A 19798-nucleotide genomic window follows, 5' to 3' on the forward strand; every position below is an offset into this window, starting at 1 on the left:
TTGTGCCTGAGGGCTTGCCAGTTCCACTGCCCGAGGTTATAAGCGCGGCCATGAAGACCACTGGCGCCAAGATTTCCAACAGCATTGCACGCGGCCGCATCGCCCTGCGTGACAATACGCGCGCCCTGACCTCGCTTCTTCTCCTCGGCCTTACGCGCGGTTGCCGGGTCCTTTGAGGAGCGCCCGGCGGCCGAAAGCCCGCCCGGCCATCGCTCCTCGCGACTCACTTTCAAAATTGACCTAACGACCGACAAAGGTCCGCATTTGTTTATCGCCAAGCCCGACACGATCGGCTAAGAGGCGGGGCAAATGCCGGGACGAGGAGACGATACGATGGACGCGAAGACGCAATCCTCCCAGAACAAGACCACCCCCGCAAAAGGCATGCCTGACGCCGCGGTGAAATACCGGGCCTATCCGCAGGTAAACATTCCCGACCGCACATGGCCGACGAAGACCATTACCAAGGCGCCGGTCTGGTGCTCGGTCGACCTGCGCGACGGCAACCAGGCGCTGGTCGATCCGATGGGCCACGACCGCAAGGCGCGCATGTTCCAACTGCTGCTCGATATGGGTTTCAAGGAAGTCGAGATCGGCTTCCCCTCGGCTTCGCAGACCGACTTCGATTTTGCCCGCTGGTGCGTGGAGGAGGGCAATGTGCCCGCCGACGTCTCCCTGCAGGTGCTGGTGCAATGCCGCCCGGAACTCATCACCCGTACCTTCGAAGCGCTGGAAGGCGCAAACCGGCCGATCGTGCATTTCTATAACTCGACCAGCGAGCTGCAGCGCCGCGTCGTCTTCGCCAAGGATGTGCAGGGCATCAAGCAGATCGCCGTCGATGCCGCCAAGATGATCACCGATATGGCCACCAAGGCCGGCGGCGGCTACCGTTTCGAATATTCGCCAGAGAGCTTCACCGGCACCGAACTCGAGGTGGCGCTGGAAATCTGCAACGGCGTCATCGAGGTCGTCAAACCGACGCCCGATAACAAGTTGATCATCAATCTGCCGTCCACCGTCGAGATGGCGACGCCGAACGTCTATGCCGACCAGATCGAATGGATGTGCCGCAATCTCGACAATCGCGAGAACCTGATCATTTCGCTGCATCCGCATAACGACCGCGGCACGGGCATTGCCGCTGCCGAACTGGCATTGCTGGCAGGCGCCGACCGTGTCGAAGGCACGCTGTTCGGCAATGGCGAGCGCACCGGCAATGTCGACATGGTGACCATGGCGCTGAACATGTTCACCCAGGGCGTCGATCCCGGGATCGACTGCTCGAATATCGAGCGCATCAAGGAAGTGTTCGAATATTCGAACCAGATGGCGATCGGCGAGCGCCATCCTTATGTCGGCGAACTGGTCTATACCGCCTTCTCCGGCTCGCATCAGGATGCGATCAACAAGGGCATGAAGGCAGCACAGGTCGCCAACCATCCCGTATGGGAGGTCCCGTATCTGCCGATCGATCCGCGTGATGTCGGTCGTTCCTACGAGGCGATCATCCGCATCAACTCGCAATCCGGCAAGGGCGGCATTGCCTACATCCTGCAGCAGGATTACGGGCTGAACCTGCCGCGCAACCTGCAGGTCGAGTTCCGCGAGGACATTCAGCGCATTACCGACGTAGAGGGCAAGGAGCTTCCTTCGAAGCGCATTCACGATCGTTTCATCGAGCGCTACGTGACGCAGCCGAGCGCGCGCCTGAAATTCGTCGACCACCACACCTATCCCGATACTGAGCGCAAGGGCCAACGGGTCGTGGCCGCCGAGATCACCGACAATGGCGAGATCAAGCGCATCGAAGGGCGTGGCAACGGCCCGATCGACGGCTTCATCAACGCGCTGTCGCATTATCTCGGCATCGAGATGTCGGTCGAGGACTATTCCGAGCATTCGCTGCAGCACGGCTCGAATGCGGCGGCGATCTCCTATGTCGAGACCTCCTATCCCGGCGGCAAGCTCTTCGGCGCCGGCATCAATACCAACATCGTCGCGGCGTCGCTGGAGGCGATCGTCTCGGCCGCCAACCGTGTGCTCGAGGTGAAGGCCGGCAAGGCCTGATCTCAAAGGAACTCAGGCCGCGATCGTATCGGTGCGGCGCGGTCTGACGATGCAGTCGGCGATATCGCGGGCTTCGTTGCGCGCCTCGGCATGGCGCTGGCCCCATTGGCAGAGCGCCAGCAGCACCGGTTCGAGGCCGAGACCGAGTTCGGTCGCGCTGTATTCGACGCGGGCGGGGATTTCGGTAAAGATCCGGCGCGCAACCAGCCCATGTTCCTCCATTTCGCGCAGCTGCTGGATCAGCACCTTCTGGCTAATGGCAGGCATCATGCGCTTTAGCTCCGAAAGACGCTTCGGGCCGGAGAAGACGTAGTAGAGGATGACCGGCTTCCAGCGCCCTGAAATCACTTTCAGCGCGCGCTCGACCGGCAGCTCGGGGAGTCTTTTCATCGGCTCAGCCATGGTCACCTCCTGGTGGGTATGGCACGAAAGAGTGTGTATTTTTACAGGATATCCTATTGCTAAACCTGCCCCACGCCAAATCAGACGTGAGGTTCATCTGTTATGAAAGCGATCCAATTCACGCGCTTCGGTCCGCCCGAAGTCCTCGAGGTGGTGGAACTGCCGGTTCCCGAGCCGGGGCCGGGTGAGGTTCTCATCCGCGTTCATGCGGCCGGCGTGAATTTCTTCGAGGTACTGATGCGGGCCGATCGCTATGCCGTATCGCCCGACCTGCCGATGTTTCCCGGTGTCGAGGTCGCGGGTATCATCGAGCGGGCGGGGCCCGGTGCCGATCGCTCGCTCATCGGCACGCGGGTTGCCGTTCCTCTCTTTGCGATCGGCCGCGGTTCGGGCGGTTATGCCGAGTTCGTCGCGGTCGACGGCGGGGCGGTGGTGCCGCTGCCGGATGCTGTCTCCTTCACGATGGCTGTGGCGCTGATGGTGCAGGGACTGACGGCGCTGCATCTCCTGCGCAGCAGCCCCGTCAATGGCAAAATCGTCCTCGTCAATGCGGCAGCCGGCGGTGTCGGCTCGCTGCTGCTGCAGCTTGCAAGACGCGACCGCGCAAAGATGGTGATCGCGGCGGCGAGCAGCGAGGAGAAACGGGCGCTTTCCCTGTCTCTCGGCGCCGATCATGTGGTCGACTATACGGCGCCCCGCTGGCAGGAGGAGGTCAAGGGGCTGAGCGGAGGGCTCGGCGCGGATATCATCTATGAAACCGTCGGCGGCGCGGTTTCAAGGGCGACGCTCGATGCGCTGGCGCCTTGCGGCGAGCTGGTGCTGACGGCGATGGGACGATTCGGGCTTGGGGTCGCCGATATCGAGCGCATGCTTGATCAGAACCAGTCGATCAAGGGATTTTCGCTGTTGCCGCTGCTGACGCTCCAAGCTGTGCCAAAGGATTTTGGCGCGCTCTTCGATCTTGCGGCGACGGGCGCGCTGACGGTTGTCGAAGGCGGTCGCTTCCCACTGCATCGAGCCGCGGAGGCGCATCGCGTCATTGAGGAGCGGAGGGCGGTCGGAAAAGTGGTGTTGACGCCGTCAATCCAAGAAAGCGAGCCCGACGCGATGCCAAAAAACTTGGCCCCTTAAGCACCGTGCGTCCTTTCGGACGCACAAAGGACGCTCTAACAGTTTGAACCGACGCATCGTGCTTTCCGAAAATCGATTCCGATTTTCGGGCGATGCGCTAGATCGCCGTGGCGATCTCCATGGCGAGCTGGCCGAGCGTTGCTTCGGCGGAGGGACCGGCCAGCACATAGGAGGTGCCGGCATTGTGCCAGGTTACCAGGCCGATCTCGTCCTTGATCGTTTCCTTGAAGTCGTCGGTCTCCGGCGGCTGCGCGTCTTTGCGGAAGCAGATGGAGATAACGTCGCCATCGGCGTTGGAATAGACGAGCTGCCCGACAGGGCGGCTGTCGCCGAGGATGACGCGCGCGCCTTGGAAGGTCCAGCCTTCGGCGCTGAGATCGGGCACGCGGAAGGGCACGCCGATCGCGGTCGTCAGCCAGCTGGAGATTTCCTCGGCTTGCGAGGCGGGCACTTCGACGAGGTGACGGGGCTGGCGGATCAGCAGGCGCTGATAGGCGGTGACGTCGCCCAACCAGTCGCTGGTATTGGCCGGCGCCGTGGCGGCGGTCGTGGTGGCGATTTCGTCGGCATCGGGGCTGGTGCCGACGAAATAGCCGATGCCGCAACCGACGACGAAGAGGATCAGAGCGGCGGCCAGCGCCTGCGGGCCGCTCGGCGCCAGTTTCACCTGCGGGCGCGTGGCACGCTGGGCGATCGGCGTCTTCGGCGGCTGCGTGCTCTTGATGGAGCGGACGAGGGCGAGCGGCACCGGCTCCTTCAGGATATCGTCGAGGCGCCGGCGGCCGAAATCGGCACCGTGGCGCAGCTTCTCATGCAGCCGGCGCGCATTCTCGTCGCTTGCCAGACGCTGCTCCAGTTCGTGCCTTTGTTCGGGCGAGACTTCGCCGTCGAGAAGGGCGGTAAGCTGGACTTCGAGCGGCAATTTCCTAAGATCGAGCAAATTCAGTACCTGTGGATCGGGTGGGTGCCGGCAAGCTCGGCAAAGTGCAGCCTTGCGGCGGCGAGCTGCGAAACGACGCTTGCCACTGGGATGCCCATAATGTCGGCCGCCTGCTGGTAGCTGTGGCCTTCGACGTCGACAAGCAGGAACATGCTGGAAACGCCATCCGGCATATCGGCGATCATGTGATGGATGGCGTCGGGATCGACGGCAGCCGAGCGTTCGCGTGCAGCCTCACGAAGATCGGTGACGTTGCCGCGGACGGAAGCCTTCGGCTTGCGCTTGCGGCTGTCGTCAGTCCATTGCTGGCGGGCAAGCGTGTAGATCCAGCTTTCCAGCCGGCCTTCGCCGCTCCATTGATGACCCTTGGCGATGGCGCGCTGACAGACGGCCTGAACGAGTTCGTCGGCCACGGAAACCTCACCCGCGAGCGTGATCGCGAAGCGGCGAAGGCGGGGCAGAAGGCCGACGAGATCACGTCGGAGATCGATGGTCGTTGCGGGTTGACGCATTGTCTATCCAAGAAGCATTCACAATGGTTTCGCGGACGAAGGGATTGCCCTCGGGCGCGAAGCCGACCTTATCGACGCCGGCGATGCATGTGCTTTATGAAACAAGTCTCCTGCACTGCGCAAGCATCCGGTCGTCTTCATCCCTCTTTCCCAAGGGAATTTCGTATTATGGCCCGCCAAGCTTGCGTCAATATGTCTTGTAGCCGTTCAAGCTTTGCAGCAGAGCCCGATAGGCCCAGGTGCCTTCGCCGCCGCGATCACGGATTTCGACGAGCTGAACGCGGGCGCCCTGAATGTCTCCCTGTTCGACCAGCGCCATGCCCATGTAGGAGCGGGCGAGGATGTAATTCTCATCCGCCTGCAGCGCCTTGCGGTAGTAGGACATGCCGAGCTCCATCCGGCCGGCCTTGCGGTTGGCGTAGCCGAGATAGTTCAGGATGCGCGGGTCGTTCTGGTTGCGGGCGAGATTGAGCACGGTGATGGCGTTGTCATATTGGCCGGCATAGGCAAATTCCCGGGCGAATTTATAGAGATCGTCGTCGTTGAAGCTGCTCTTCTTCGGGTTGACGCATTCCTTCTTGGCCTTGTCCCAGACCTTGCCGCCGGTGCAGGTCTTGGTCGTCTGCGTCTTCGGCGGCGGATTGGTGTCATCGTTGTTGTCGCCGACCGCGAAAGCGGCCGTGGCGATGCCGAAGGCAAAGCCGGCGGCGAGCGAAAATCTGGACAGGCGACGGAAAGGAGAAGTCATGGGCGGGCTCCGTTCTCAGGCGATGCTGTTGCTGGAATTGTACGCTTACCATTAAAAATACCAAGAGGGTAAGCAACCTCCACGGCAAATGTCGCGACGATGGTCTGATCTCTTCGCAGATCGATTCAAGTGCGGCACAAACAGAGTCTGGAACTGGTGCTAACGCGCGAAAATATCGGCGCTTTCCGGTATCACCGCGTCGCCGGCCCTGTTGAGGCTGAAACGCTCGCCGCGGAGTTCCCAGGCACCTGGAGAGCCCTCGATGGAGAAGAGGTTATAGGCGGCAGGCGGCTTGATGCTGCCGGGTCCCTGCGACGCCGACGCGATGCCGACGACGGGCACCGGCTGCACCTGGCCGCGCAGCCAGTGCAGCGTGTTCAGGTGCGTATGGCCGTGCAGCACGAGTTCGGCGCCGCCCGTCGAAATTACGGCGGCGAAGCGGCGGATGCCGATCATCCGTTTGTAGAAGGCCGTGGCGCCGCGGATCGGCGGATGGTGGATCATGACGACGCGAAAGAGACCGGCTTCGCCGGCCGCGCGCAACATGTTGACGGTGTCGCGGGCCTGGCGCGCGCCGAAAAAGCCGGAAGCGGCAAAGGGAGGGGTGGCGACCGCCGTCGAGCAACCGACGATCGCGACTTTGTCGCGGATGCGCAGATAGGGGAAGACGTGGCGATCCTCCTGCCATTGCGGCGGGGCGAGATCGCCGCGGACATAATCGTACCAGGCGCGCATTGACTTCTCATAGGCGCCCGGCACATAGGCGTCGTGGTTGCCGGGAACGACCGAGGTGTCGGCGGGATCGCCGAGCGTGCGCAGCCAGGCGGCGGCGGCGCGGATCTCGATGCCGCTCGCCAGATTGACGAGGTCGCCGGTGACGGCCAGGTGATCGGCCTGGCGGGCGCGGATATCCTCAAGCAGCAGATCCAGCGTGCTGCCGAAAAGGTGCTTGCGTCGGTTTCGATGCCAGTTCACAAAGCCGGTTATGCGTTTTGAAAACAGCTCTTGAATGGAAAGGCGGGGCAGCGGTCCGAGGTGGACGTCGGAAATATGCGCGAGCTTGAACATGCTACGAGACATAGACCAGCTTATTGACAAATCAAACACATCCGGCGCGATGAATAGCCGAAACGGAACCATGGTGGATAAAGAGAAGCGCCCCCCTCATATCAGGCTGGCCTTGCGCCTGCTGCATGTTTATTTCTCCTTCGCCCGCGGCATGACGATGGGCGTCAGGGCCGCCTGCTTCGATGCGGACGGCCGGATTTTTCTCGTGCGTCACAGTTATATCGGTGGCTGGCATATGCCGGGCGGCGGACTGGAGCGTAACGAGACGGTAGAAGAAGCGCTGGTCAAGGAGCTACGCGAGGAGGGCAACCTCAGGATCATCGGCAAGCCGGAACTGGTCCAGGTCTACTTCAATACCACGACGACCCGGCGCGACCATGTCGTGTTCTACAGGGCGACCGTCGAGCAGACGGCGCCCCGTCCGCCGGACTGGGAAATCTCCGACAGCGGGTTCTTTTTCCTCGACAGCCTGCCCGAGGGTACGACCGAGGCGACGCATCGCCGCCTCGCCGAGCTTCGGGGCGAGCAGGAGCCCGATCACCGCTGGTAAGAAGTATCAGGCGGCATTTAGCCTGGCGCGGCCATGCGGGCTGTCGAGATCGAGCGCCGGACCGACAGGGACGATGCCGGTCGGATTGATCGTCTTGTGGCTGCGGTAATAATGCTGCTTGATGTGGTGCAGGTTCACCGTCCCGGCAACGCCCGCCGTCTGGTAGAGGTCCCTGAGATAACCGGGTAAGTTGCGGTAATCGGCGATGCGGCGGATGTTGCACTTGAAATGGCCGACATAGACGGGGTCGAAGCGCACCAGCGTGGTGAACAGGCGCCAGTCGGCCTCGGTCAATCTGTTGCCGAAGAGGTAGCGGCCCTTGCCCAAGCGTTCGTCGAGCATGTCGAGCGTTTCGAACAGCTTGCCGACGTTTTCCTCATAGGCCGCCTGGGTTGTGGCAAAACCCGCCTTGTAGACGCCGTTGTTGACGGTGTCGTAGACGGTAGTATTAAGCGCATCGATTTCGGCACGGATATCCTCGGGATAGAAATCGGCCTTCGAGCCGGTCAAGCCGTCGAAAGCGCTATTGAACATCCGGATGATCTCGGCGGATTCGTTGCTGACGATCGTGCCGGTTTTCTTGTCCCAGAGCACGGGAACGGTGACGCGGCCGGAATAGTGCGGATCGGCTCTGACATAGATCTGCCAGAGCGCGGACGCACCGAAGAGCTGGTCGCCGGTGGCGCCGTCGCCGACCTTGAACTCCCAGCCATTCTCCGCCATCAGCGGATCGACGACGGAGACCGAGATCAGCCCTTCGAGCTTCTTCAGCTTGCGGAAGATCAGCGTGCGATGCGCCCAGGGGCAGGCAAGCGAGACATAGAGGTGGTAACGCCCGGCCTCGGCCTTGAAGCCGCCGGCGCCGGAAGGGCCGGCTTCACCGTCCGACGTCACCCAGTTGCGAAACTGCGAGGGCTGCCGCTTGAAATGGCCCTTGCTCTCCTTCGTGTCGTACCAGACGTCATGCCAGACGCCATCCACCAGCATTCCCATGGTGTTCATCCCTTTGATTGCGTGTTGGAACGGAAGATATCGCAGATGGCAGGGCTTTACAGGCGGCAAAGATTGAACAGAGCGTCACGTCGTGCATTTTGCGTTGGACGACGGAAATTTTTCCTGCTATCGGCCTTTTCACGATTTTCGGACCCCTGCTTGATGTTCATTTCCAGAAACCCGCGACGACGCTGATGTTCCCGAACGCCCAAGGCGTGTTCGAGACCCATCAATCTGTCCATCCGGTTTCTGTCATCATGTACAAGCACGATCTCGTCTACCTCACCGAAGACGCGTCCCACGACGCCGCCATCGAACACATCAACGAAGAAGCCTTCGGTCCTGGCCGTTTCACGCGTGCCGCCGCGCGCATCCGCGAGCAGGGGCCGCACGATCTGTCGCTCTCCTTCATCTGCGCCGACGACGGTGAGACGATCGCCTCCGTGCGCATGACGCCGGTGCTGGCAGGCTCCGTGAAGGGGCATCTGCTCGGCCCGCTCGCCGTCCGCCCCTCCCATAAGAATCAGGGCATCGGCCGGGAGCTGGTGCGGATCGCCGTGGAGGCGGCTAGACGCAAGGGCTCGGAAGCCGTCATCCTCGTCGGCGATCCGCCCTATTACGGCCCGCTCGGCTTCGAGAAGGTCGCCTACAACGCGCTGTCCTTCCCTGGCCCCGTCGATCCCGGCCGCGTGCTCGTCGTTCCGATCGCCGAGGGCGTGCACGAACGGCTGAAGGGCATCATCGCCTGGCACGGATGATCAGAGGTTTTTGCGGAGGAAGCTGCGCGTGCGGCCTTCCGGGAAATCCTGAAGCTCCCCGAAAACCTCATAACCCTGACGCAGATAGGCTCGCAGCGCCAGCGGGCTGAAAGTGTCGATCCAGGCGCCGCGGCATCCCCGGGTTCTCGCCTCGTCTTCCGCTTTTGCGAGGATCTCGCCGGCGAGACCGGTGCCGCGCAGCGTGTCGGGAATATAAAGCATCTGGGTGAAGAGCCAGCCCCAGGCGGTAAAGCCGGAAAGACCGCCGGTCACCTTGCCGTCGGTATCGCGGATGAGGACGGCGAGCGGCCGGCGATCCGAGGGGCCGACATCGCCGGTGTTGAAGGCCGAGAGCGCATCGGTGATCGCCGCGAGTTCCTCCGGCGAGGGTGAGGCGGTCAGCTCGAATTCCGGCATGAGATTACCGTCCTTCGCGCCACCACATGGCGCCGAAGGCGAGCAGCAGGATGCCGACGCCGGCGAACCCGGCAAAGAGCGGCAGCGTGTTGATGCCCTTCAAGACCGTCTCGCTGGTCATGCGGATCATCATGCGATCATTGTCGGCGACGCGGACCTGGCCGCGCACCGGCAGGATCGGCGGGACGGAGATCGCGCCATTCGCATTGGCGACCCGGGTGACGAGACCCTTGCTTCTGTCGGCGACCGGCTGCAGCACATCGGTCGTCGAGATCATCGCCTTGAATTCCGGTGCGTCGACGGCGCCGATATGAACAAGCGTCGATAGCTTGCCGTTGCGGATTTCGAAAAGGCCGATCTCGTCCATCCTCTTCTCGGCCTTGTAGAGGCCCGGTTCGGACTGGGTGAGCGGCAGGGTTTCGGTCTTGCCGGAGGGATAACGCACGGTGGCGTTGCCGGGATTGTCGCCGATCGTCTGGCGCGTGACTTCAAGGGTCCGGCCGGAGGCGCGCGCCGTCAGCGCTTCTTCCTCGAGCGCCGGCTCCTTCATCAGCCAATGGGCGATCCGGCGATAGAGCGAAACGTTCGGACCGCCGCCTTCAAAGCCGCGCGCCCAGAGCCAGCCCTGATCGGAAAGCAGCATGGCGACGCGGCCCTGGCCGGCGCGGTTCAGCACCAGCAGCGGATGGTTGTCGGCGCCGAGCATGATCGTTTCGCCCTGCGGCCGGTCGACATCGACGCTGCGGAACCAGCGGCCCCAATGCGGCGGATCCTCGCCCGAACCATCAAGGCCGCGCGTGACGGGATGTTTGCGGCCTTCCTCGGAGAGGCGGGGATAGAAGGCCTTCTCGATCATCTGGCCGGTGGGCGTTGCCGGCAGGACCGAGGAAAGTGGCGTCAGTGCAATGGAATCGGGGCCGGCGTGCTCGGGACCGGCGGCGATCAGCAGCGCGCCGCCATTGTCGACATATTGCGCGATGTAATCGTAATAGAGCAGCGGCAGCACGCCGCGGTGCTGGTAGCGGTCGAAGATGATCAGGTCGAAATCCTTGATCTTGTCGACGAAGAGCTCACGCGTCGGGAAGGCGATCAGCGACAACTCGTTGATCGGCGTGCCGTCCTGTTTTTCCGGCGGACGCAGGATGGTGAAGTGGACGAGATCGACCGACGCGTCCGATTTCAGCAGGTTGCGCCAGGCGCGCTCGCCGGCATGCGGTTCGCCGGAGACAAGCAGGACGCGGAGATTCTGGCGGATGCCGTCGATGACGTGGACGGCGCGGTTGTTGGCGGTGGTGACTTCGCCGGGAAGGGCTGCGACCGAGAATTCGAGCACGTTGCTGCCGCCACCCGGCACCTTGAAGGAGAAGGGCGTATCCTGCCCGGGGGTCGCCTGCAGGGTGGCGATCTCGTCACCGTTCAGCTTCACCGTGACATCGGCTGTGCCGCCGGGGCTCGGGCCGTCGTCGAAGACGCGCAGGATCACCTGCTGCTCCTCGTTGACGATGCCGAAGCGCGGGCCCTTGATGACTTGGATGCGGCGATCGAATTCGTTGGCCTTGCCGGTGACCAGGCCATGGATCGGGGCGTCGAAACCGAGCGCCTGATTGGCGGCTGGAACATCATGGACCTCCCCGTCGGTCAGCATGATGGCGCCGCCGATGCGGGCGGGCGGAACATCGGCGATATTGGCCGACAGGGCGTCGAACAGGCGCGTGGACGGCACGTCGGAATTGACGTCGCCTTCGACATCGACGAAGCGCGGCTCTATCTGCGGGAAGCGAGCGAGCTGTCCCTTCAGCGCCGCAAGCGCGTCGTCGGTCATCTTGACGCGATCGGGCGTCTGCTGGCTCTGGCTGCGATCGACGAGAACAGGCACGATCGTCGACAGCTGATCGCGGTCCTCCTGCAGCAGCACGGGATTGGCAAGCGCAGTCAGCATGGCGAGTGCCGCCAGCGTTCTGATCCAGGCGCCGCGAATGCCGCGCCAGATCGCGAAGGCGGCGATAACAGCGCTGACGACGGCCAGTGCGGCCAGAACCGACCAGGGCAGGAAGGGCGAAAAATCGAAGGTCATCTCATTGTCCTAACCGTTCGAGAAGGTCGGGAACATGGACCTGGTCGGTCTTGTAGTTGCCGGTCAGCATGTACATCATGATGTTGACACCGGAACGGTAGGCATACTCGCGCTGCGTTTCATCGGACGGCACGGTCGGCAGTATCGGTACGCCGTTGTCGTCGATCGCCCAGGCGCCGGCAAAATCATTGCCGGTGATCAGGATCGGCGAAACGCCGTCGGCCGTCGCCGCCGATTTTTCGCTCGGCTCCTGGCCGCCCTGCCGCGCCTCGATCCAGAGGGGGCTGCCGGTATAACGGCCGGGAAAGCTCGAGAGGAGATAGAAGGATTTCGTCAGCACGTGGTCCGATGGCACCGGCTCCAGCGGCGGAATGTCGAGATTGGCGAGGATTGCCTGTAGCCTCTCGCCGTTGGCGCTGACATTGCCGCCATTGTCCAATGCGCTGATCTGGTCGCGCGTATCGAAAAGCACGGTGCCGCCATTGCGCATATAGGCGTCGATGCGGCTGATCGCCGCCGATGACGGCATCGGCGCCGTTGCCGAAACCGGCCAGTAGATGATCGGATAGAAGGACAGCTCGTCTTTGGTGAGATCGATGCCCACCGGCGGCGCCGGCTCCAGCGTCGTGCGGAAAGTCAAAAACTGGGTCAGTCCCTCGAGACCGCGCTCGGAAATATTGTCCACCTCCTGTTCGCCAGTAACGACATAGGCGAGGTGGGTGTTATCGAGCCTCTGCAGGATGAGGTCGTCGCCGGGTTGGGAATCGTTGGCGTGAAGCGTGCCGGGTTGCACGAGGAAGCCGGCGCCGACGGCGACCGCGACCATCGCTGCGGTGCGGACAGCCGGGCGCAATCGTGAGAATGCGCCATTCATGAAGAGAACGATCAGGCTGTCGGCCAAGAGCAGCAGAAAGGCTGCGAAAAAGAGTGCGGGTTTTGCCGACCAGCTTTCGCCGCCGATCAGGCCTTCGCGCACGGCATTGGTCCCGGTTGTGTCGAGCGGCGTCAGTTCGGCGTTCTCGGGCAGCACGTTCAGGGAGGTGAAACCATCCTCCGAGCCATAGAGCCCGGGCGGATTGTCGAAATTCGCGGTCGGTTCGGCTCCGGCCTGCGGAATGAGCGGCCGCGCCGAGCCCGTCTCGGAGACGAGCGTGCCCTTGGCCGTGAGCATGCGGAATGGCGGCAGGGTTTCGGAGACACGCGCATTGCCGCGCGCCTCCGACGTCACGCCGCCCGATCGCGATATCTGCAGGAGGTGACGCAGCATGTCGACGAAGGTACCTGAGATCGGCAGATCGGACCAGGTGGCCTCGGCGGTGACATGAAACAGGACGATCTGGCCGGATGCGATCTGCTTCATCGTGACGAGCGGCGTGCCGTCAGCCAGGCTTGCCCAGGTGCGTTCGGCAAGATCGGGCGTCGGTTCGGCAAGCACCTGTCGCTTGACGACGACATCGGCGGGGCGGGCTATGCCGGCGAAAGGCCCAAAATTCGGAAATTCGGCAAGCGACTGCGGCTCGCTCCAGGACAATGTGCCGCCAAGCGCCCGTTCCCCCTGGCGCAGGATGACGGGAATCAATGGATCGTCGGCGGGGGCAGCCGCCATGCGCGGGCCGGCGAAACGCAGCAGCATGCCGCCATTCGATATCCACCGCGTCAGAGGCTCGTAGGTTTCCTCAGGCAGCCGGCCGATATCGGCCATGATGATGATGGAGGGATTGCTGGCGAGAAGTTTTGGTATCGCGACCGAAAGATCGGAATCGGCGGGCTGGATCAGATCCGCATAGGGCTGCAGTGCCCGTTGGATATAATAGAGCGGCGAGAGCAGCGGTTGGAACTCATCGCCTCCTTCACCCGACAGCAAGACGACGCGGCGGCGCTTGAATGCGTCGTCGAGAAGGTGGACGGCGCCAGCCGTGGCGCCGTTGTCGACGCTGACGCGCGCGAAATCGTTGCGCATCTCGAAGGGGGCGGTGATCGAACTCGTCGCGACGCTCTGGCCGGGACGGAAATCTACCCTGCCGTTGGCAATCGAGCGGCCCTGGGTATCGACGGCGTTCAGCGCCACCGATGCGGCCTGCGAACTGTTGAGCCGCGTGACCTTGACGGTCATGGCATCAGCCGCATTGTTGGCGGCGGTGATCGCGACCGTCCTTGCGGCATCGCCCTCGATCAGGCGGAGATCGACGGGCTGGAGTTCGGCGAGTCTGCGCACCGTGGCGTCGTCGGCCTTGGCAGCGGCGCCGTCGGTGAGGAAGGCGAGGGTGCCGGGCTTGATGCCGTTCAACGCGCCGCGCAGTGCCTGGAAGGCGCGTTCGCGGTCTGGCACCAGCGGTCGCGGTTCGGCGGCGCGCAGCTTGTCTCGGGCGGCGGCGGCGGTGCCGGGCACGGCGTCGTTGGTCGGATCGGCGGTAAAGGTGATCGACACCGGCGTGCCGGCGGATTCGGCGTCGTCTATCAACGCGTCGGCGGTCTGGATGCGGCGCTTCCAGTCGGGTGCCGCTGCCCAGCTGTTGTCGACGAAGAGGACGAGCGGGCCACCCGATGCGAGCGAACTGGTGCGCGGATTGAAAACCGGATCGGCGATCGCAAGGATGATGGCGGCGGCGAGCAGCATGCGCAGCAGCGTCAGCCACCACGGGCTTTGCGCCGGGGTCTCCTCGCGTTTCAGTACGGAAGCGAGGATCTTCAGCGGCGGGAAGACCTCGGTCTTCGGGCGTGGCGGTGTCAGCCGCAGCAGCCACCAGATGACGGGCAGGGCGACGAGCGCGCCGAGAATGGCGGGATAGGCGAAAGCGAAGGGAAGGGCGTTCATAGCTGCCCTCCATGAGTCGCCTTGGCCGGCATGCCGGACAGATACATGTGCACCGCGACCAGCGCCTCGGAAGCAAGATGATCGGTGCGGTGGCTTGCGAAGGTCCAGCCGAGATGGCGCAGCGACTGGCCGAGGCTGTCCCTGCGGGCGAGGTAGGCGTTGCGATAGGCCTCGCGAATGTGTTCGGCGCGGCCGGAAACGAGCTTGGTGCCGCTCTCCGGATCGGTGAATTCGGTGCGGCCGCTATAGGGGAATATCTCTTCGGCGGGATCGGATATCTCGACCACGTGGCCGCGCAGGCCGCGGCGGGCCAGCGGCCCGAGCCGTTCCATGATTGCCGGCGCATCGTCGAGGAAATCGCCGATGAGGACGAGATCGCTCCAACCGCGGATCATCGCCGTTTCCGGCAGACCGCCGGTCAGCGGCGTGTGCATGAGCGCGGATGCGAGGCGTTCGGCCGCGTTGCGGGCGGAGGCGGGTTCCATGATGCCGGGGCAGCCGATGCGCTCGCCGGAGCGGGCGAGGATTTCGGCAAGCGCCAGCATGATGACCAGCGCGCGGCTTTCCTTGGAGACATTGCCGTAGCTCGACTTGTACATCATCGAGGGCGACATGTCGCACCAGAGCCAGATCGTGTGCGCCGCCTCCCATTCGCGTTCGCGCACATAGGTGTGGTCGTCGCGGGCGGAGCGGCGCCAGTCGATGCGCGACAGGCTCTCGCCCTCTGAATAGGGACGGAACTGCCAGAAATTCTCGCCGATGCCGCGCTTGCGGCGGCCATGCCAGCCGGCGATCACCGTGTTGGCGATGCGCTTGGCTTCCACCAGGCAGTCCGGCACCAGGGCGGCCCGCTGCCTGGCGCGGGAAAGGGCATCGCTGCCGGGTGTCGGATTGACGATCTGTCCGATAGATGCCACGCGTCCGGCTTCCTTATCCCTTTGCCTGCTTGACCAGTCCGGCGATGACGTCGCGCACCGACATGCCTTCGGCGCGGGCGGCGAAAGTCAGCGCCATGCGGTGCTGGAGAATGGGTTCGGCGAGCGCGAAAATATCGTCCAGAGACGGTGCGAGACGGCCTTCGTAAAGGGCGCGGGCACGCGCGCAGAGCATCATTGCCTGGCCGGCGCGCGGGCCTGGACCCCAGGCGACGTTCTTGTCGGTCGAGGCATTGCCCTGTCCGGGACGGGCCGAACGCACCAGCGCCAGGATGGCGTCGACAACCGTGTCGCTCACCGGCATCTGGCGCACCAGGGTCTGGATCTCGATCAACCGCTGCGCATCGATGATGGCTTCCGGCCGGGTTTCGCCCAGGCCCGTCGTTTCGAGCAGGATCTGCCGCTCAGCGGCAAGTTCGGGATAGTTGACGTCGACCTGCAGCAGGAAGCGGTCGAGCTGGGCTTCGGGCAGGGGATAGGTGCCTTCCTGCTCGAGCGGGTTCTGGGTGGCGAGCACATGGAAGGGCGCCGGCAGGTCATAGCGCTGGCCGGCGATCGTGATGTGATATTCCTGCATGGATTGCAGAAGAGCCGACTGGGTACGTGGCGAGGCGCGGTTGATCTCGTCGGCCATCAGGAGCTGGGCGAAGACCGGGCCCTTGACGAAACGGAAGGAGCGGCGTCCACTGTCGTCCTGGTCCATCACCTCGGAGCCGAGAATATCCGAGGGCATCAGGTCCGGCGTGAACTGGATGCGGTTGGCGGCAAGGCCGAGCACCTCGCCGAGCGTCGTCACCAGCCTGGTTTTGGCAAGACCGGGAACGCCGACAAGCAGGGCATGGCCACCGGAGAGCACGGCGAGGATGGTGTTTTCGACGACGCTTTCCTGACCGAAGATCACCTTCGAGACTTCCGCGCGGATGGCGGCGATATCGGAGAGCGCCTTTTCGGCGGCGGCGACGATCGCCTTTTCATCGAGGCTGGATTCGGTCTTCATCATACCCACGGGCATCTCCAACGGCTGAAATCATTCGGCAGCGAATCGGCGGACTTATACATGTGCCTCATACCCGATAGAGTTATGGAGATGAGACGGGCTGACAAGTTCGTTGCGAATGACTATCTCGTGACTTCACTTCGTTAAGGACAAACCGGGACGGAAGAATGGCAGCCGAGGAAATCAGCGGACAGGCGGATGCGGCGGGACTTGCCGCACTGATTTCGCGTGCATCTGACGAAAGTGGCGGAGAAAAACGCGGCTTACCGCCGGTCGAGCGGTGGAATCCGCCTTTTTGCGGCGATATCGACATGGAAATCAAGGCCGACGGCACCTGGTTCTACATGGGCACGCCGATCGGTCGGCCGGCGCTGGTGCGGCTGTTTTCGACGGTTTTGAGGAAGGACGATGATAAGAAGACCTATCTCGTAACTCCTGTGGAAAAGGTCGGGATAAGGGTCGTCGACGCGCCTTTCACCGCCGTGGAGATGAGCGTGACGGACCGAGAGGGTCAGCAGGTGCTGACCTTCCGTACCAATGTCGGCGATGTCGTGGAGGCGGGAGGAGACCATCGGCTGCGTTTTGCCATTGCGGACGGCAACGCCGAACTGAAACCCTATCTGCATGTGCGCGGGCGGCTGGAGGCGCTGGTGTCGCGTGCGGTGATGTATGAACTGGTCGCGCTCGGCGAGACTTTCGACGTGGGAGGGCGCGCGATGTTTGCGATCCGCTCCGCGGGCGAGGTCTTCCCGGTCATGCCGGCCGACGAACTGGATGCGCTTTCCCGATGAATGATGCAATTACCCAACGTTATCCGCTGTTCTCAGCAGCCGAATTCCGTCGCCGTGCGCTCAACCAGAATGGCGGGCCGGTCGATCATGCCTGGCGCGATCACGGGGACCATATCCTCAACCCCGATATCGTCGCCGAAGTCGAAACCTTCAAGCTGCGCGACGCCGCCGTGCTGGTGCCCGTCGTCGACGACGGCGAGGAGGCGCAGGTGATCTTCACCAAGCGCACGGCGACGCTGCGCAAACATTCCGGGCAGATCGCCTTTCCCGGCGGTTCGATCGATCCTGCAGATGTCTCGCCCGAAATGGCGGCGATCCGCGAGACGGAAGAGGAGATCGGCCTGGCCGGTTCCTTCGTCGAAACCGTCGGTCGCTTGCCGAATTATCTTGCCTCGACGGGCTTCCGCATCACGCCTGTGCTCGGCGTCGTCACGCCGGGCTTCGCGCTGACGCTGAACCCGACCGAGGTGGACGACGTGTTCGAGGTGCCGCTTTCCTTCCTGATGGATCCTGCCAATCACACCCGCGACAGGCGTGTCATCGACGGGATCGACCGACATTTCTACCGCGTGCCCTATGAAACCAGAATGATCTGGGGCATCACCGCCGGCATCGTCCGCACGCTTTACGAAAGGCTTTATGCATGACCGGCCTTGCCGACCAAGCATGGTTCCGCGACCCGGCACTCGGCCGGATCTTCGCACTTCTCAACGCCGATAGCGGGGAAGGACGGGTGGTCGGCGGCGCGGTGCGCAACAGCCTGATGGACCTGCCGGTCAGCGATGTCGACATCGCCACGACGCTCAGACCGGAGGCGGTGATCGAGCGGGCAGCGGCGGCGGGCATCAAGGCGGTACCAACCGGCCTGCAGCACGGCACAGTGACGCTCGTCATCGACGGCAAACCCTTCGAGGTGACGACGCTTCGCACCGACATCGAGACCGACGGACGCCATGCCAAGGTTGCTTTCAGCACCGACTGGAAGGCAGATGCCGAACGGCGGGATCTGACGATCAACGCGCTTTACGCCGATGCCGACGGCGAGGTGGTGGATCTCGTCGGCGGACTTGCCGACATTAAGACGCGCAACATCCGCTTCATCGGCGATGCCGCAAGGCGTATTGCCGAAGATCATCTGCGCATCCTGCGTTTTTTCCGCTTCTTTGCCTATTACGGGTCAGGACGGCCGGACGCCGAGGGGCTGAAGGCCTGTTCGGCAGCGCGTTCAAAACTGAAGATGCTTTCGGCAGAACGCGTCTGGTCGGAATTGCGAAAGCTGCTCGGTGCTGCCGATCCTGGCCGGGCGCTGCTCTGGATGCGGCAGGTGGCCGTGTTGACGGAAATCCTGCCGGAATCGGAACGATGGGGCATCGATGCGATCCCATCGCTGATCACCACCGAAAAGGCGCTCGGCTGGACGCCCGATCCGTTGCTGCGCCTTGCGGCGATCGTGCCGCCTGACGCGGGGCGCGTGGAGGCGCTTGCGGCCCGGCTCAAGCTCTCGAATGCGGAAGCGGCCACTCTCAAGGCCTGGGCAATGGCAGCGCCCGTCAATGACGAGATGTCGCCGGCCGCCTTCGAAAGGCTGCTTTACCGCAACGGCGCCGACGGCATCACGACGCGGCTGAAGCTGGCGCTTGCGGTGGCACGCGGCAAGGCTGAAGGCGATTTCGACGAAATGGCGCGGTCGGCGCGGCTCAGCAAGCTGCTGGACAAGGCAATGCATTGGAAGAAGCCGCAGTTTCCGCTGAACGGCGGCGACGTGATTTCGGCGGGAGTGGCGTCCGGCCCGCGCGTCGGCGAATTGCTTGCCGGCCTGGAAAACCAGTGGGTGGAGGAAAATTTCGCCTCCGACCGGGCGGAACTGCTCGTCCGGCTGCAGGAACGCGTGCAATAGGCAATCCGGCGTCGCATCCGTCGGATGCGGCGACTTTGGTCGTTGATATCGATACTCGCCCAGCTATTAGGCGGCGGTCGCTTCGTCGCGGATGCGGGCCTTGATGTTATCAACCATGTTTTCGCGTATGGTCGTTTCGCCGTGGGCCGTCTTCAGGTGCTCGACGGCGCGGCGAACCACTTCTGCGTCGTTATCCGCCCGGGTGTGCCAAGCGCAGCCGGGAACGAGCGTGCCGCATTCGAAAAGTCGCATGGTTTTCTCCTCTGTCTGAAACGCAACGGCCATCGCGCTTTCACGCGATTGATGAATGTGCGGAGGAGGAGAAGGTTCCGGCCGGCATAAGATGACGACCGGAGAAGGTCTTTCAGTCGGGCATCGCCCAGGCTTTGTAGGTATCCGAAAGCTGGCCGGGCATGTTGCTGTTGGCGGCCGCGGCTTCGTTCTGCAGCTGTTCCGGTGATTTCCCACCGGCCAGTTGCAGCTTGACCTGCTCGATGAAGCAGGACAGCGGCAAATCCGAGCCGCTCTTGGCCCGCAGTTTCTCCGCGATGCGCGTCAAAAACTCGGATGTGTCGATCGTGCGGGATGTTTCCTGGACATCCGTGGACGTAGGCGAGCCACTTTGTATCGTCATGACAATCCTCCTCCGATTGTTACGCACATACATATAAAGTTAGGACGCGCTGAATTTTCGTGAAGGTCT

20 protein-coding genes and 1 pseudogene are annotated in these 19798 nt (G+C 63.2%); 8 read left to right on the top strand and 13 right to left on the bottom strand.

Annotation, left to right across the window (positions count from 1 at the left end; all coding sequences use genetic code 11):
- Positions 1–50: 50 nt before the first annotated feature.
- Both EEQ99_RS35360 and leuA read left to right on the top strand, forming a co-directional pair.
- Positions 51–176 carry a hypothetical protein gene (locus EEQ99_RS35360; protein ID WP_254959063.1) on the top strand — a complete coding sequence of 42 codons (126 nt, stop codon included), beginning with the start codon at positions 51–53 and terminating at the stop codon, positions 174–176.
- A 157-nt stretch (positions 177–333) separates the two neighbouring features.
- Complete coding sequence (leuA, locus tag EEQ99_RS07005; protein ID WP_029867923.1) at positions 334–2067, top strand: 2-isopropylmalate synthase; 1734 nt, start codon at positions 334–336, stop codon at positions 2065–2067.
- 12 nt (positions 2068–2079) lie between these two features.
- Here the strand turns inward: leuA and EEQ99_RS07010 are convergent.
- Positions 2080–2566, bottom strand: a pseudogene (locus EEQ99_RS07010) (winged helix-turn-helix transcriptional regulator).
- A gap of 5 nt (positions 2567–2571) precedes the next feature.
- Here EEQ99_RS07010 and EEQ99_RS07015 point away from each other — a divergent pair.
- Entirely contained in the window at positions 2572–3600 is a 1029-nt protein-coding gene (locus EEQ99_RS07015; RefSeq protein WP_052215152.1) for a quinone oxidoreductase family protein, read from the top strand.
- Positions 3601–3697: 97 nt separating this feature from the next.
- Here EEQ99_RS07015 and EEQ99_RS07020 read toward each other — a convergent pair whose 3' ends face one another.
- The 4 genes from EEQ99_RS07020 to EEQ99_RS07035 form a co-directional block, all read right to left on the bottom strand.
- The gene (locus EEQ99_RS07020) at positions 3698–4540 is read right to left on the bottom strand and encodes an anti-sigma factor family protein (RefSeq protein WP_029867926.1); all 843 of its coding nucleotides are present in this window, start codon (positions 4538–4540) and stop codon (positions 3698–3700) included.
- A 2-nt stretch (positions 4541–4542) separates the two neighbouring features.
- On the bottom strand, positions 4543–5052 hold the full coding sequence (locus tag EEQ99_RS07025; RefSeq protein WP_029867927.1) for an RNA polymerase sigma factor: 510 nt from the start codon (positions 5050–5052) through the stop codon (positions 4543–4545).
- Positions 5053–5239: 187 nt separating this feature from the next.
- Positions 5240–5800, bottom strand: a complete 561-nt coding sequence (locus tag EEQ99_RS07030; protein WP_029867928.1) for a tetratricopeptide repeat protein — start codon at positions 5798–5800, stop codon at positions 5240–5242.
- A 159-nt stretch (positions 5801–5959) separates the two neighbouring features.
- On the bottom strand, positions 5960–6868 hold the full coding sequence (locus tag EEQ99_RS07035) for a metallophosphoesterase family protein (protein WP_029867929.1): 909 nt from the start codon (positions 6866–6868) through the stop codon (positions 5960–5962).
- Positions 6869–6938: 70 nt separating this feature from the next.
- Here EEQ99_RS07035 and EEQ99_RS07040 point away from each other — a divergent pair, with 70 nt between their 5' ends.
- On the top strand, positions 6939–7418 hold the full coding sequence (locus EEQ99_RS07040; protein ID WP_029867931.1) for an NUDIX domain-containing protein: 480 nt from the start codon (positions 6939–6941) through the stop codon (positions 7416–7418).
- A 6-nt stretch (positions 7419–7424) separates the two neighbouring features.
- Here the strand turns inward: EEQ99_RS07040 and EEQ99_RS07045 are convergent, their stop codons facing one another.
- Positions 7425–8411, bottom strand: a complete 987-nt coding sequence (locus tag EEQ99_RS07045) for a glutathione S-transferase family protein (RefSeq protein ID WP_029867932.1) — start codon at positions 8409–8411, stop codon at positions 7425–7427.
- A 194-nt stretch (positions 8412–8605) separates the two neighbouring features.
- Here EEQ99_RS07045 and EEQ99_RS07050 point away from each other — a divergent pair, with 194 nt between their 5' ends.
- Positions 8606–9169, top strand: a complete 564-nt coding sequence (locus EEQ99_RS07050) for a GNAT family N-acetyltransferase (protein WP_080759849.1) — start codon at positions 8606–8608, stop codon at positions 9167–9169.
- Here the strand turns inward: EEQ99_RS07050 and EEQ99_RS07055 are convergent, their stop codons facing one another.
- Genes EEQ99_RS07055 through EEQ99_RS07075 form a run of 5 tightly spaced genes read right to left on the bottom strand, consistent with a single transcriptional unit; the run spans position 9170 to position 16416 of the window.
- Positions 9170–9586: a GNAT family N-acetyltransferase gene (locus tag EEQ99_RS07055; protein WP_029867935.1), complete on the bottom strand. Its 417-nt coding sequence runs from the start codon at positions 9584–9586 to the stop codon at positions 9170–9172.
- Positions 9587–9590: 4 nt separating this feature from the next.
- Positions 9591–11660 (bottom strand): membrane protein, encoded by a 2070-nt coding sequence (locus EEQ99_RS07060; RefSeq protein WP_029867936.1) that lies wholly within the window; start codon positions 11658–11660, stop codon positions 9591–9593.
- Position 11661: 1 nt separating this feature from the next.
- Entirely contained in the window at positions 11662–14475 is a 2814-nt protein-coding gene (locus tag EEQ99_RS07065; RefSeq protein WP_127430181.1) for a DUF4159 domain-containing protein, read from the bottom strand.
- Positions 14472–15392, bottom strand: a complete 921-nt coding sequence (locus tag EEQ99_RS07070; RefSeq protein ID WP_029867938.1) for a DUF58 domain-containing protein — start codon at positions 15390–15392, stop codon at positions 14472–14474. Before EEQ99_RS07070 ends, EEQ99_RS07065 begins: the two co-directional genes overlap by 4 nt.
- Before the next feature lie 13 nt (positions 15393–15405).
- Positions 15406–16416, bottom strand: coding sequence for an AAA family ATPase (locus EEQ99_RS07075; RefSeq protein WP_028757018.1), 1011 nt, complete (start codon positions 16414–16416; stop codon positions 15406–15408).
- 158 nt (positions 16417–16574) lie between these two features.
- Here EEQ99_RS07075 and EEQ99_RS07080 point away from each other — a divergent pair, with 158 nt between their 5' ends.
- From EEQ99_RS07080 to EEQ99_RS07090, 3 genes are read left to right on the top strand one after another with little or no spacing between them, the layout of a single operon-like run.
- Positions 16575–17198 carry a DUF1285 domain-containing protein gene (locus EEQ99_RS07080; protein WP_028757008.1) on the top strand — a complete coding sequence of 208 codons (624 nt, stop codon included), beginning with the start codon at positions 16575–16577 and terminating at the stop codon, positions 17196–17198.
- Complete coding sequence (locus tag EEQ99_RS07085; RefSeq protein WP_028757009.1) at positions 17195–17845, top strand: CoA pyrophosphatase; 651 nt, start codon at positions 17195–17197, stop codon at positions 17843–17845. The genes EEQ99_RS07080 and EEQ99_RS07085 overlap by 4 nt, the downstream gene beginning before the upstream one ends.
- Positions 17842–19095 (top strand): CCA tRNA nucleotidyltransferase, encoded by a 1254-nt coding sequence (locus EEQ99_RS07090; RefSeq protein WP_063474521.1) that lies wholly within the window; start codon positions 17842–17844, stop codon positions 19093–19095. Before EEQ99_RS07085 ends, EEQ99_RS07090 begins: the two co-directional genes overlap by 4 nt.
- Before the next feature lie 66 nt (positions 19096–19161).
- Here the strand turns inward: EEQ99_RS07090 and EEQ99_RS07095 are convergent, their stop codons facing one another.
- Entirely contained in the window at positions 19162–19347 is a 186-nt protein-coding gene (locus EEQ99_RS07095; protein ID WP_010029983.1) for a DUF1059 domain-containing protein, read from the bottom strand.
- 112 nt (positions 19348–19459) lie between these two features.
- Complete coding sequence (locus tag EEQ99_RS07100; protein WP_028757011.1) at positions 19460–19729, bottom strand: hypothetical protein; 270 nt, start codon at positions 19727–19729, stop codon at positions 19460–19462.
- Positions 19730–19798 lie beyond the last annotated feature (69 nt).

The organism is Rhizobium anhuiense (assembly GCF_003985145.1).
GTDB lineage: Bacteria > Pseudomonadota > Alphaproteobacteria > Rhizobiales > Rhizobiaceae > Rhizobium > Rhizobium anhuiense.